Raw genomic sequence first — 13273 nt, forward strand, 5'->3', positions numbered from 1 at the left:
CCACCCTCGCCCACCCATGACGGGCCGGCAACGCCGGTGAGCCGCTTGTGGACAACGAGCCGACTCTACGGAACGTACAAGCTTTTCGTGCTTATCGGACTGCGTGTCCCGTTATCCCGGGAAAGACGGATCGATCACCAGGGGCGGCGGCTGGGGCGCCCAGCTGTTGCCGACCCGGATATACAACGCTTCCTCCGTCTGGGCATAAACGTCCTGGTCTCCGTTGCCGGCACTGATGTCCAGCATTCCGGTCAGTGGCGCCATCCGCTGCGAACCGCCGTCGAGCCTTAATATTTCCGTTTCCACCGGTTCGTCGGCCGATGACTGCATGACGATCACCGTTGATTCGTTGGCCCACACCCCTGAATCCGCGGGAACGGAAGCATCCAGCTCGATCGGCGTGCTGATACTGCGCGGCTGTCCGTTCTGGTCGCGGACCACGCCGGCAATGTAGACCTTCGATTCGTCACCTTCCCGGGCGATGACCAGGGCGCGGGCCCCTTCCCGGGAGATCCTCAGTTCCTCGATGGTCCGTTCCGAGAACCATTGCGCGGTGATGTCGACCCGCGTCCGCGCCTCATCGGGGGCGATGGCGTAAACCGCTCCGCTCTGGTCGCCGGCGGCAGTCCAGGTCCAGCCGAACGGATCGACACTGGGGGCAGTCAGCTGTGTTCCGGCAACCGCCTGATGCGCTGTCTTGTCCGGGCCAATAACGTACATCCGGTTGCGCTCCGCGTTCAGGAACCCAAAGTGCTCCTGGTCAAGGGACATCGCCGGATCACGCGGATTGAGGTCCGAGACAGCGGGCAGATTCTGCGGTTCGACCGGACGCGAACCTTCGTAGAACGTCAGCTCGTTGTCCAGCACCCCGATCTGGAGGCTGCCGACCGCGGGATTGGTCACGGCGGCCTGGAAGGCAGGATCCGGGGACGGCCCCAGGTCAACCTCGCGCTGGTCCACGGTCATGTGCACCGTGCTGACCGTGTTCAGCCCGCCCAGTGTCAGCTCCAGCTGCTGCTGCATCTGCTGTCGGCGCAGGAACGTGGTGCCGGTCAGGACTTCGGCCGACAGGTCAACCGTGGCCGCCCCGCTTTCCACCGGCACCGAGCGCCTGACCAGCGTGGACCCTTCCGGGAAGGCACTGATCACCGCACCGCTGAGATACGGGGCAGGCCCTTCCAGGAGCGAGGAGACAATCGCCGCCGATACCCCCTGACGGCTGGCGTACCAGCGCACATCGGGGACCGCATAGGTGTACGTGGCGTCGTAGAAGTAGAGGTTATAGGCGGAGAACAGCGTCTGGAAGTCGACATTGGAGACCATGGTGCCGTCCGGGATCTCGGAGATCCGCCATTGGCCGTCCACTTCGGTCAGCACCACCGGCACCGACTCCGTGGCGCCTTCCTCCGCGGGCTCGCGAATCCCGTGTTCGTCGATGACCGAGGCGACTTCGAGCTGCACCACGAATTCGGTGTCCGTAGGAGAGCCCACGATGTTCACCGAATTCCGGTAGACAACCGTGCGCTCCACCGGCTGCCATTCGCCCGCCAGCGACGGTGCCAGGAATTCACGCGCCGTGCGGTAATCGTCCTGGGCCGCGGTTCCCGCGAGCAGGAAGCCGTCGACTATGGCCTTAGGGTCCGCACCGGGGACAGGTCCCGGCGGAGTGAACGTGTACTCGGCCGCCTGGGTCTGGGGCTCTTCGCCCTGGCTGGTTCCTACCGGTCCCGACATGGGAATCGAGGAGCAGGCGCTGAGCATGACCAAAGCGGCAAGAAGTACGACGGCGGCGCGCAGCAGTGCACCAGGCCCGCCTTTGCGCTCACCCAACGTCCGTTGCATGGTGCTCCCCCTCCATCGTGACCTGCACATCCTGCCGTTCCGGTGCGGAGATTTCCGCGGGCCCGCCGTGGGCCTCGGCCGGCGGCAGCGGCAGCGGCGACCGCGTCAGCACCGTGTCCCGGCGCCGTGGCAACGTCAGCCGGAAGCAGGATCCCTTTCCGGGTTGGCCCCAGGCCTGCAGCCAGCCGCCATGCAGCCTGGCGTCCTCGGTCGCGATGGACAGCCCGAGCCCGCTGCCGCCGGTGGTCCGTGCCCGGGCCGGATCCGCCCGCCAGAACCTGTCGAAAACCCGGGATGCTTCCAGCGGGGTCATGCCGATGCCGTGGTCGCGCACTTCAACGGCAACGGCGTCCTCGGAGGAAGCAACAATCACTTCCACCGGCTGCCCCTCGCCGTGCTCCAGGGCGTTGACGATCAGGTTGCGCAGGATGCGGTCGATGCGGCGTGGATCCATCTCCACCACGCAACTGGTTTCGGCGGAGACAAGCTCAAGTTCCGAACCGGAGTTCTCCGCCAACGGCTGCGCCCCCTCCATGGCGTGGCGGACGACGTCGAAAATTTCGGTTGGCTCCGCTTCCAGCACCGCCACGCCGGCATCGAAACGGGAGATCTCCAGCAGGTCAGCCAGGAGCGCCTGGAACCGCTCCACCTGGTGGTAGAGCAGTTCGGCAGATCGGGAATTGATCGCATCGAAGTCCGAACGGGCATCGTAGAGGACCTCGGCTGCCATCCGTACAGTAGTCAGCGGGGTGCGCAGTTCGTGGGAGACATCGGAAACGAACCGCTGCTGCATCTCCGACAGCGTGGCGAGCTGGGTGATTTGTTCCTGCAGGCTGGCCGCCATGCGGTTGAAGGACTCGCCGAGCCGCGCCAGTTCGTCCTCGCCGCGGACCTCCACCCGTTCCTGCAGCTGACCCGCCGCCAGCTTCTCGGCGGCGATGGCGGTCTGGCTCACGGGATGCACCACGGCGCGCGTCAGCAGCCAAACGATCCCGCCGGTGAGGATCAGCAGCAGGCCTCCCCCGATCCAGAGGATGCCGTGGATGAAGTCCAGGGTCTGCTGGACCGCGGAGAGGTCGTAGATCAGATAGAGCGCGTAGGTATTGCCCGGCGGCAGCGACACCTGCGTGCCGAACGCGATTGCAGGCACATCATGGTCTCCACGCGGCAGCGCCATGGGTTGGCGGTACTGGCCCGTGCCGCTGGCGACTGCCTGGCTGAGCCCTTCAGGAATAATGCTCGCGGTAATGCTGGTGTTTGACCGGCTGGCCACGTAGAGGTTCTGCGCGTCCTTCATGGGAGTCAGCAGGTAGTAGCGCGGAGTGCCCCCGCCGGTGCCCTCGAGCAGCTTCAGGGTGTCCGCCACCATGCTGGTGACGGTGGCCCGGTCGCTGGCTGCGGAGCCCTCGAAAATGCTCTTGGCCCGGTTCAGTTCCTGCCGGGACTCCGCCTCCGCCTGTTGCAGCCGGTCCTGGTACAGGCCCGAGGCTATCTGGCTCGAGAGGAATGCGCCTACGCCAAGAAACGCAAAGGCGGTCAGCAGGACGGTTGCCGTGACTGTACGGAACTGCAGCGAGCGCCGCCATCTGGCCGCTATCTTGTCGCGGCCAGCCAGAACGGCGCGCCAGAACGGGGCGGCTGCCGCCTTCAGCCCCGATAACCACCGCGTGAGCGCGGGATTCAACTAACTTTGGCCAGCCTTGTATCCCACGCCGCGGACGGTCAGGACCACCTCGGGCGCTTCCGGATCCCGTTCGATCTTGGAACGCAGCCGCTGGACATGGACGTTGACCAACCGGGTGTCTGCGGCATGGCGGTAGCCCCAGACCTGTTCCAGGAGAAGTTCGCGGCTAAATACCTGCCAGGGTTTACGGGCCAGCGCAACAAGCAGGTCGAATTCCAGCGGCGTCAGCGAGATCTTTTCGTCGCCGCGGTGCACCACATGGCCTGCCACATCGATAACGACGTCGGCAATCCGCAGGGTTTCCGGGGCACGTTGGTCTCCGGGCCGCAAGCGGGCACGCACGCGGGCCACGAGTTCGGCAGGTTTAAAGGGCTTGGGCACATAGTCGTCGGCACCGGATTCCAGTCCGCGGACCACGTCCGACGTATCGGACTTTGCCGTCAGCATGACAATAGGCACATCGGACTCGCCGCGGATCTGACGGCAGACTTCAATGCCGTCCATACCGGGCAGCATCAGGTCCAGGAGCACAAGGTCCGGCTTGGAGCTGCGGAAAACCTCCACCGCCTGGCTTCCGTCCGCGCAGAACACCGGATCGAATCCGTCGTTGCGCAGGACAATGCCGATCATTTCGGACAAAGCCTCATCATCGTCTACGACAAGTATGCGTGCCTTCATATCTCCATATTCCCCTATTGGCCCTTGCAATGTCGCGTTGGGCACAGTGCGGTACAGCGCTATATTCCTTCCCGGTGACCCTTCGGCCGAGTGCTGAGTGAAGTTGGGAGACGGAAACTATAGGCTGTTGTGAGGCTAGCACTTCGTACGGCCGGTAAGCCTGCCGGCCGACACGCCACGACGGCGGCACCTCGGCTCTCGCCGTGCGTTCCGGGTGCTCAACGATCAACAAGGGGGAACTCCATGGCTCAGGGATCAGACGGCGGCGCGCAGCAGCCGGAGCAGCCGGCTCCCGGTCAGCCCCAGCAGCCCGGCTCCTGGGGACAGGGCCAGCCCGGCAGGCCCGCGCAAGGTCAGCAGCCACAGTGGGGCCAGCAACCGCAGTGGGGCCAGCAGAGTCCTTACGGTCCGGGCGGTCCGCCGCCTTACGGACAGCCCGCCGGTTGGCAGACTCCGCCGAACCCGTATGGCGGCTACAACGGCTACGTGGCTCCGCCGAAGCCCGGGGTCATCCCGCTCCGGCCCCTCGGCGTGGGCGAGATCCTGGACGGTGCCTTCCAGGCGGCCCGCAAGAACGCGGCTGCTGTCTTCGGCACCGCCGTCCTGTTCCAGATCGGCATCAGCATCCTGGCCTGGATCGCCGGCAGCCTGATCATTTCCCTGCTGGGCGGGCTCCAGGTCATGACCAATGAAGAGCTATCGGACGAATCGGCCATCGCGCTGGTGCTCTCCCTGGCGACCTCCTCGCTGGTGCTGGGGCTGCTCTCCAGCGTCGGCATCCTGCTGCTGCAAGGCCTGCTGGCCATTCCGACGGCCCGCGCTACGGTCAACCAGAAAACGAGCTTCGGCCTGATGTGGTCCCTGGCGCGCGGCCGGATCTGGGCCCTCATCGGCATGGGCCTGTTGTATCTGGTCCTGACCGTGGTGGCGCTGGTGGCCGTCATTGCCGGCTCGTTCTTCCTGGCCGACCAGCTCGGGGTGACCTCGGTATGGATCATCGTCGGGATCATTCTGGCGCTGACGTTCCTGAGTATCTGGATCGGCGTCAAGCTGATGCTGGCGCCCGCCGTCGTCGTTATGGAGCGCAAAGGCATCTTCGGCGCTTTCGTCCGGTCCTGGCAGCTGACCAACCGCAGCTGGTGGCGGACCTTCGGCATCGTGCTGCTGTGCACCATCATCGTCGGCGTCATCACCTCGATCATCAGCATGCCCGTCTCCATCCTGATCGGCATCGCCGGCCCCGCCATGGGAGACCCGTCCGATCCGGAAGCCATGCTCACCGCGATGGGTCCCTTGACGCTGGTGTCCATGCTCGTTTCTTCCCTGTTCTCCGCGATCGGCTACGCCTTCCAGGCGGCGGTCATCGCCCTTGTCTACACCGACCTGCGGATCCGGCGCGAGGGGTTTGACGTTGTCCTGCTCCGTGAACATGAGCAGGCCGCGGGACGCGAAACCCGAACCATCCCGGGCCTCGGATCCGTCCCCGGAAACGCCGCAAGCTTCCATGCCGCCGGGCCCTTCGGCCCCGCGGGCCCGGCGGGTCACTCGGGTCCAGCAAGCCAACCAGGCCAGCCCGGCCCGTCCGGTTATCCGGGCAGTCCCGGAGCGCCGTGATCGCCGGCTATTCGGCCGTTCCGCCGTTTTTCGCGCGTCCGGTTCCTGCCGCCGTCCCCCCGGTGACCCCCGGAGAGGACGAAGCGCGCGAACTGCTCATCCGTGAGCTGGCCAAGGAACCGTACCAGGAGGCCAAGCCGGGACTGCTCGAGAGGATGCTGACGGCCGTCTCCGATTGGTTTACCGATCTGATCGAATCCCTGGAGGGAGTGAGCCCGAACTTGGGGACGGCATTGATCGTCCTTGCCGCAGTCCTGGTCATCGGCGCCGCCATCTGGTTGGTCCGCCCGAGGCTGAATGCCCGCAAGCGCGCCGCGGCCGAGGTCTTCGATGACGCCGTCCAGCTCACTGCCGCCGAACACCGACGGCGGGCGGCAGCCGCCGCGGCCAACCAGGAGTGGAATACGGCGGTCGCCGAGGAATTCCGCGCGTTGGTCCGGGCGATGGAGGAACGCGTCATCCTGCAGCCCCAGCCCGGCCAGACGGCCGACGAAGCCGCGGCCAGCATCGCGCCGGCATTTCCCGGGCATGCTGCCGAAGTCCGCCGCAGCGCCGCACTGTTCGACGGGGTGCGCTATGGCAACCTTCCGGCATCGGAGCAGGACTACAACGCGGTGCTTGCGCTGGACAAAGCCCTCGCAGGTATCAGCCCCGTGTTCGGCCCGGGCGTACCGTCGGATCTGGCGGTGCCGCAGTGAGCCAGGCAACGGCCGAGGGCGCACGGACAGACACCGGGCATGCCAGCGGTCAGGAGCAAACAGCGTGGTCGGTGGCGAGGCAGCGGCTGCGCCGGTGGGCTTTCTGGCTGCTGCTGGGCGTGCTGCTCATCGCCGCCGTCCTCGTCCAGCTGCTGCGCGCGCCTGCCGCCGACCGCGAGGACCTCTCCCCAGCAAACCCTGCCCCCAATGGCGCCATGGCTGTTGCCGAAGTACTGCGGCAGCAAGGCGTTGAGGTGATTCCCACGGATTCCCTGGAGCAGACGCTGCGCATTTTGGAGGACGGCGGGACCCTGCTGTTCCATGACCCCAACAACTACCTGGACCCCGACCAGCTGGCCCGGCTGTCCGACCATGGCGGCCGCACGGTCTTGATCCGGCCCGGCTTCCAGCAGCTGCAGGAACTGGCGCCGGAGATCACTGCCGCCGGACGGGTTCCGGAGGATGACGGCCCGTTGGCCGCGGAGTGCAGGACCAACGACGACGGCGCGGGCAGCCCGGAGCTGGACGGACGGGAATCCGGAACTCAGCCTGCCGGGAGCATCAGCCGCGGCGGCCTGGGCTACCGCGGCCCCGTCATGTGCTTCACGTTCGAGACCGGGGCCGAACCCGCAGCTTCCTATGTCACTTCGGCGGACGGCGGAACAATTGTGCTTGGCGCCGGCCATGTCCTGAGCAATGAGGAAATCGTCGACCGGGGCAATGCCGCCCTGGCCCTGAACACCCTGGGCAGCGCCGACAGGCTCGTCTGGTACCGGCCGTCGCTGTCGGACCTCGCCGTGCCGGAAGAGCCGCAGAGCCCGCTGGCGCTGTTGCCGGCCTGGGTCGCCCCCGTCACGCTGTGGCTGCTGGCGGTGGGCGTGCTGGCCATGCTGTGGCGGGGACGGCGCCTGGGCAAGCTGATCCAGGAGCCGCTGCCCGTCGTCGTACCCGCCGCGGAAACCGCCGCCGGACGCGCCCGGCTGTACCAGGACTCCAAGTCCATCCGGCGCGCCGCAGCCAACCTGCGTGCGGCAACCCTGACCCGGCTGGCTGCGAAGCTGCGCCTGGGCGCCGGAAGTAGTGCGGCCGCCGTCGTCGATGCCGTGGCCCGGCACAGCAACCGGCCCGCCGTCGAGCTGGACCGGTTGCTGCGGACCTACATCCCCGAAAGCGAATCCCAGCTGGTGGACTGGGCACAGAACCTGCAATCCCTAGAGAAAGAGATCCTGGACCAATGAGCGATTATCCGCAGCACGCCCCCGGTTCCATGGCGGGCACCGCGGCGCAGCGATCCGCCCCGGCAGATGGACCGGCCTCGTCCCGTCCCGATCCGGCTGGCCCGGGGATCTCCGACGACCGCCTCCGCCAGGCGCTGCTGGATGTGCGCAGCGAGGTAGCTAAAGCGGTGGTTGGCCAGGACGCCACGGTGACCGGACTGCTCATCGCCCTGCTCTCCCATGGCCACGTGCTGCTGGAGGGCGTTCCGGGTGTGGCCAAGACACTGTTGATCCGCACCTTGTCCGCCGCGCTGAGCCTGGATACCAAGCGCGTGCAGTTCACCCCGGACCTGATGCCCGGCGACGTCACCGGCTCGCTCATCTACGACGCGCACACAGCCGAATTCACGTTCCGCCACGGACCGGTCTTCACCAACATCCTGCTGGCCGACGAAATCAACCGGACGCCGCCGAAGACCCAGGCTTCCCTCCTCGAGGCGATGGAAGAGCGCCAGGTGTCAGTGGACGGTGTGGCCCGGAAGCTGCCCGAACCGTTCATCGTCGCCGCCACGCAGAACCCCATCGAGTACGAAGGTACCTACCCGCTGCCCGAAGCCCAGCTGGACCGTTTCCTGCTGAAAATGACGATGAACCTACCGGACCGCGACGCCGAGATCGAGATCATCCGCCGCCACAGCATGGGCTTCGACCCCCGCGACCTACAGGCCGCCGGCGTACGGCCCGTTGCCTCCGTCGAAGACCTGGCCCAGGCCCGTGCCGCCGTCGCACGCGTCAGCATCTCCGCGGAGGTGCTCGGCTACATCGTGGACATCACCCGGGCCACCCGTTCCGCCCCGAGCTTCCAGCTTGGAGTCTCGCCGCGCGGCGCTACCGCCTTGCTCAACACGGCCAAAGCCTGGGCTTGGCTCTCCGGCCGCAGCTACGTCACGCCGGACGATGTGAAGGCCCTGACACTGCCGGCTCTGCGGCACCGCGTGGGGCTGCGTCCCGAAGCCCAGATGGACGGGGTCCAGGTCGACGATGTGCTGCACAGCATCCTGACCACCGTTCCGGTTCCCCGCTGACGTGATGGGACCCCAATGGCGCTGACCGGACGCTTCATTCTGCTGGCACTGGCCGGCGTTTTCCCGCTGATCCTGTTCCCCGCGGGCCAGACGGCCCTGTGGTGGTGTCTGTTTTTGGCCGTGGTGCTGGTGGCCGATCTGGGTTTGGCCGGATCGCCGCGGAAGGTCGGTCTGGAACGCCGGATACCGTCGAGCGTCCGCCTGACCGAAGAATGTACCGTTGAACTGCTGCTGACCAACCATGGGACCCGCCGGCTGAAAGCGGTCCTCCGGGATGGCTGGCAGCCTTCCGCCGGTGCCGTAAACCCGGTCCAGCGGATCAGCATTCCTGCGGGCGAGCGGCGGTTGCTTGCGGTCCGGCTCCGTCCCGAACGGCGCGGGGATCTGCTGGCGCACCACGTGGCCGTCCGCTCGCTGGGGCCGCTGGGCCTGGCCGCCCGGCAGCTTTCCGTCCCGGCCCCCGCCCGGCTGCGGGTGCTCCCGCCTTTCCACGCCAAACGGCATCTGCCCTCGAAACTGCACAAGCTGCGTGAGCTCGACGGCAAGGCAGCAGTCCAGATCCGGGGTGCCGGGACCGAGTTCGATTCCCTGCGCGACTACGTCCGGGGCGACGACGTCCGCTCGATCGACTGGCGCGCCACCGCAAGGCGGCAGGCCGTCGTCGTACGCACGTGGCGTCCGGAACGCGACCGCCGGGTGGTGATCGTGCTGGACACGTCGCGCACCGCGGCGGCCAGGATCGACAACGAACCCCGGCTGGATACCGGCATCGAAGCGTCCCTGCTGCTGGCGGCGCTGGCCGAGCGGGGCGGTGACCGGGTGGATTTCCTCGCTTTCGACCGCAGGGCGCGCGCGACGGTCAGATCGGCCTCCAAGGGGAACCTACTCAACCAGTTGGTCAACGCGATGGCCACTGTGGAGCCGGAGCTCATCGAAGCGGACTGGTCCCAGATCCCCGCGCAGGTCCACAACATCTCCTCCCACCGTTCCCTGGTGGTGCTGCTGACCTCGCTGGATTCGGGCTCGGCCGAGGAGTCCCTGCTGCCGATGCTGGCCCAGCTGACCGCCAAGCATGTGGTGGTGGTTGCCTCCGTCCGGGATCCGCTGCTGGAAGAGCTGCGGGCTCAGCGCGGCACCGCCACCGAGGTCTTCCGGGCCGCCGCCGCCGAACGGGCACTCCTGGACCGGGCGGCCATCACCGGGCAGATCAAGCAGCTCGGGGCCGAAGTGGTGGACGCCGATCCGCACCAGCTGCCGCCGCAGCTTGCCGATACGTACATCCGGCTCAAAGCCGCCGGCCGGCTGTAGGGGTCCGGATGGCTTCGGTCTACCAGCTGGCCATGGGCCAGGACTTCGCCCTGCTGCAACCCGAGCTGCAGGAGTATTTCAGCCTGGCCGCTGGATCCGGCCCGGCCGCTTCCGGCGGTGCCGCCGTCGGTCTCGGCACCGGGATTTTCGACGTCGCCGGCTGTCCGCGTCCGGCGCTCCGTCCGCTCCTGCGGCTCGCTGCCCGGGACAATGCGCTCTTCCCGGACTACCAGCGGAACGTGCCGTTCAGCATTGAAAACCGCGCCCAGCTGGATGCGGACGGCAGGCCCGCTCTGACCGCCGTCCGGACCATCGATTTCGACGGCGGCCGCCGCACCATGCAGGACATGACCCTGTGGGCGGACGGGGTCGGACTGACGGACGTGCTGGGCCGCAGCGGCACGGTGCGGACAGACCTGGCCTGCTCGGCCGGAGCAGACGGACGGATGCGGCTGGTCTCCCGCCGGACCAGTTTTGGCGCCGACCGGTTCCGGCTGGGCCTGCCGCGGCTGCTGGAAGCGGCCGCCTTCACCGAGCAATGGTGGGACCGGGCCGAAGGCCGTTTCCGGATCCGCACCAAGGTACTGCAACGCCAAATGGGCACCGTGCTTGAGTACCAGGGATCGTTCTCCTACCGGCTGGTGCCCGCCCAGGGCTGACCGACCGGCCCGCGAAACCGTCCGGCCGGATGCCCAGCAGTTGGCTGTCCGAAACTAGCCTTCGGCGACAACCTGGTTCAGCGCATCCGCGCTTTGGCTCAGTCTCGTCAGGATCCGGCGGGCTGCCTCAGGCGACTGGCCGGCCAGTCCGGTTGAGGGGGTGAGCCGAAGCTGGGGCAGCCTCGACACGGGAAGCCCGAGCTGACGCCAAGGGCGCAGAACGGAATCCACGACGGCGGTGACGCGCGGCGGCTCCTGGACGGGACGACCGGTGTGCACTGCCCCCAGCCAAATGCCCTTATCCGCTTCGGCCGCTGCTGCCAATGCCTCCCACTGGCCGGTGGTCAAACCCTCAAGCGGAACGGCGACGCCGTCCATGCCGCCGTCCAGGACCAGTTCGAACGGAGCATCCGCCACCGGCAGCGCCACCACTACTTGCCGGGCGCCGGCAGCGTGCAGCGAGTCCACCAGCTGGCGCCACTGCGCACTCACCTCCTGCTCGGGAACAGCCCGCAGGGTGCGGTAGCCGCTGGCCGTCGGAATGGTGCCGGCCAGGACCTGCGCAATCTCGGGCTCTTCCACCTGGACGATAATGTCCGCGCCGGGCACCGCCGTGCGGACCCGCCGCAGATGCTCGACGACGCCGGCGGCCAGGGACTCGGCAATATCGCGGCGCGCGCCGCTGTCCAGCAAGGCCCGTTCGCCGTTGTGCAGATAGAGATTGGCCGCCATGGAAAGCGGTCCCCGGCACTGCAGCTTGAACTGTGAACCCGGCTGCTCTTCTGCCCCGGCAACGTCGGCCAGCACGTTCACATCGGTGCTCAACGCAGACGCCGCCCGGCGGTGGTCGAGCCCCGGACGGTCAACGAGCCGCCAGCCGTGGGGCTGCAGATCTACGGCCAGTTCCAGCAGCATCGCTGCGGTACGGCCCACAGGATCGGAGCCGACGCCCCGGTCCGGCAGTTCCACCAGATGCGGCAGGTTGGGCTCCCCCAGCTCGCCGCGGATGGTCCGTGCCGCTTCCGCCGGATCCGTGCCCGGCCAGCTGCCCAGCCCGGTAGCGCTGACGGACAGGGCGGTGTGCTCCGGCGCCGCCGGAGGTGCTTCTCGTGGGCTGGTCATACTCCGGCGGACTCGTCCTGTTCGGCATTGCGGCTGGTACCGCCGTTGTGTTCGTTGGAAATGGCCTGATGATGCCTGATGACTTCGGAAATGATGAAGTTCAGGAATTTTTCGGCAAACGCCGGGTCGAGATGCGCCTCCTCTGCCAGGCGGCGCAGCCTGGCGATCTGGGCTGCCTCCCGGTCCGGGTCTGCCGCCGGCAGCTTATAGCGTGCTTTGAGGTATCCCACCCGCTGCGTGGCCTTGAACCGCTCCGCCAGGAGGTAGACGAGCGTCGCATCGATGTTGTCGATACTGCCCCGCACTGACAACAGCTCCGCCATGATCTCAGGGGCAACCTCTCCGGACAAGGAGCTGGCCGACGGATCGAAATCTTCAGCAAGGGGTGGTTCAGTCATGCGTCCAGTCTAGGGTTTCGCCGTCGGGCTTTGCGTCCTCCGGACTTTGTATGAAGCCGCCGGGCGGAACTGGCCGGCAAGCCCCAAGGCAATAATCAGCAGCAGCGGCAGGATCCAGCCGGACCAGCCCAGCACGCCGGCGTGGAAAGTGGAGAATCCGGAACCGGCCATGACGAAGACGAACATCAGGCCGGCAGACGCGTTGAGAGCGCCGTGGGCCAGCGCCGCGGGCCAGACCGAATGCGAGCGCAGCCGCAGCCAGGCGAAAACACCGCCGAACACCATGCACATGGCGCACATGGCCAGGACGCCCAGCCAGCCCGGCCCGTCCTGATAGTTGTAGCCGAGCAGGATCAGCGGGGCATGCCACAACCCCCAGACGACGCCGGAAACCACGATCGCGGCCGGCGCGCCCAGCGGCATCAGCCGGGGCAGCAGCCAGCCGCGCCAGCCGAGCTCTTCGCCGAGGGCCGGCACCGTGTTGATGATGGTCCCGATGAAGATGTTAAAGAACTGAGCGGCCACCAGGATGCCGATGGGAATGGCCGGCATGGGCGCGCCGACGGCCTCGGTCTGCTCGCGGAGGGCGGCTTCGAATCCGGAGAAGTTCTCGAAGTCGGCCGGATAAACGCCCAGCCAGGCCCCTACTATCAAGGCCCCCATCCCAAGGACAACCGGGACCACCAGCCCCAGGCCCAGGTAGAGCAGGAAGCGTCCCACCGGGCGCACCTCGACGAGTCCGAGTTCCCGCGGGATCGACGCCGGCCGGTCCACGAAGCGGCTCACGATCAGCGCAGCGACCGCCGGCGTGAACATCATCAGTACCGCATAAACCCCGAAAAGCGGGTCCCGCAGTCCGCCGCCCAGCCACAGCGGCAGCGCCGCCAGCCACGCGAGCGCATAAGCGAGCACAAGAAAGATAATGACGGGACGCCAATTAACCGCAGCCATGACGCCAGCCTAGTAGT

Annotated in this window: 12 protein-coding genes; 6 read left to right on the top strand and 6 right to left on the bottom strand. The window is 67.3% G+C overall.

Annotated elements, in window-relative coordinates:
• Nucleotides 1-111 precede the first annotated feature (111 nt).
• Genes AC20117_RS00285 through mtrA form a run of 3 tightly spaced genes read right to left on the bottom strand, consistent with a single transcriptional unit; the run spans nucleotide 112 to nucleotide 4204 of the window.
• The gene (locus tag AC20117_RS00285; protein ID WP_158300418.1) at nucleotides 112-1842 is read right to left on the bottom strand and encodes an LpqB family beta-propeller domain-containing protein; all 1731 of its coding nucleotides are present in this window, start codon (nucleotides 1840-1842) and stop codon (nucleotides 112-114) included.
• Nucleotides 1823-3526, bottom strand: a complete 1704-nt coding sequence (mtrB, locus tag AC20117_RS00290) for an MtrAB system histidine kinase MtrB (protein ID WP_083339805.1) — start codon at nucleotides 3524-3526, stop codon at nucleotides 1823-1825. Before mtrB ends, AC20117_RS00285 begins: the two co-directional genes overlap by 20 nt.
• On the bottom strand, nucleotides 3527-4204 hold the full coding sequence (mtrA, locus tag AC20117_RS00295) for an MtrAB system response regulator MtrA (RefSeq protein ID WP_074701566.1): 678 nt from the start codon (nucleotides 4202-4204) through the stop codon (nucleotides 3527-3529). It abuts the gene before it with no gap.
• 243 nt (nucleotides 4205-4447) lie between these two features.
• Between mtrA and AC20117_RS00300 the strand changes: the two genes are divergently transcribed.
• The 6 genes from AC20117_RS00300 to AC20117_RS00325 are packed head-to-tail and all read left to right on the top strand — an operon-like array spanning nucleotide 4448 to nucleotide 10785.
• Complete coding sequence (locus AC20117_RS00300) at nucleotides 4448-5818, top strand: DUF7847 domain-containing protein (RefSeq protein ID WP_158300419.1); 1371 nt, start codon at nucleotides 4448-4450, stop codon at nucleotides 5816-5818.
• Nucleotides 5815-6516: a DUF4129 domain-containing protein gene (locus AC20117_RS00305; RefSeq protein WP_101632496.1), complete on the top strand. Its 702-nt coding sequence runs from the start codon at nucleotides 5815-5817 to the stop codon at nucleotides 6514-6516. Before AC20117_RS00300 ends, AC20117_RS00305 begins: the two co-directional genes overlap by 4 nt.
• On the top strand, nucleotides 6513-7754 hold the full coding sequence (locus AC20117_RS00310; RefSeq protein WP_139186806.1) for a DUF4350 domain-containing protein: 1242 nt from the start codon (nucleotides 6513-6515) through the stop codon (nucleotides 7752-7754). Before AC20117_RS00305 ends, AC20117_RS00310 begins: the two co-directional genes overlap by 4 nt.
• Complete coding sequence (locus AC20117_RS00315) at nucleotides 7751-8818, top strand: AAA family ATPase (protein WP_236777404.1); 1068 nt, start codon at nucleotides 7751-7753, stop codon at nucleotides 8816-8818. The genes AC20117_RS00310 and AC20117_RS00315 overlap by 4 nt, the downstream gene beginning before the upstream one ends.
• A 15-nt stretch (nucleotides 8819-8833) precedes the next feature.
• Entirely contained in the window at nucleotides 8834-10126 is a 1293-nt protein-coding gene (locus tag AC20117_RS00320) for a DUF58 domain-containing protein (RefSeq protein WP_074701561.1), read from the top strand.
• An 8-nt stretch (nucleotides 10127-10134) separates the two neighbouring features.
• Nucleotides 10135-10785, top strand: a complete 651-nt coding sequence (locus AC20117_RS00325) for a DUF4166 domain-containing protein (RefSeq protein WP_074701559.1) — start codon at nucleotides 10135-10137, stop codon at nucleotides 10783-10785.
• 54 nt (nucleotides 10786-10839) lie between these two features.
• On the opposite strand, the gene AC20117_RS00330 is transcribed toward AC20117_RS00325, so the two are convergent.
• From AC20117_RS00330 to AC20117_RS00340, 3 genes are read right to left on the bottom strand one after another with little or no spacing between them, the layout of a single operon-like run.
• A complete protein-coding gene (locus AC20117_RS00330; protein WP_074701558.1) occupies nucleotides 10840-11907 on the bottom strand; it encodes a uroporphyrinogen decarboxylase/cobalamine-independent methonine synthase family protein in 1068 nt (355 codons plus the stop codon).
• Nucleotides 11904-12305 (bottom strand): chorismate mutase, encoded by a 402-nt coding sequence (locus AC20117_RS00335; RefSeq protein ID WP_074701556.1) that lies wholly within the window; start codon nucleotides 12303-12305, stop codon nucleotides 11904-11906. Before AC20117_RS00335 ends, AC20117_RS00330 begins: the two co-directional genes overlap by 4 nt.
• Before the next feature lie 9 nt (nucleotides 12306-12314).
• Nucleotides 12315-13256, bottom strand: coding sequence for a CPBP family intramembrane glutamic endopeptidase (locus AC20117_RS00340; protein ID WP_074701555.1), 942 nt, complete (start codon nucleotides 13254-13256; stop codon nucleotides 12315-12317).
• Between the last annotated feature and the right edge of the window lie 17 nt (nucleotides 13257-13273).

It is taken from the genome of Arthrobacter crystallopoietes, from assembly GCF_002849715.1.
Classification (GTDB): domain Bacteria; phylum Actinomycetota; class Actinomycetes; order Actinomycetales; family Micrococcaceae; genus Crystallibacter; species Crystallibacter crystallopoietes.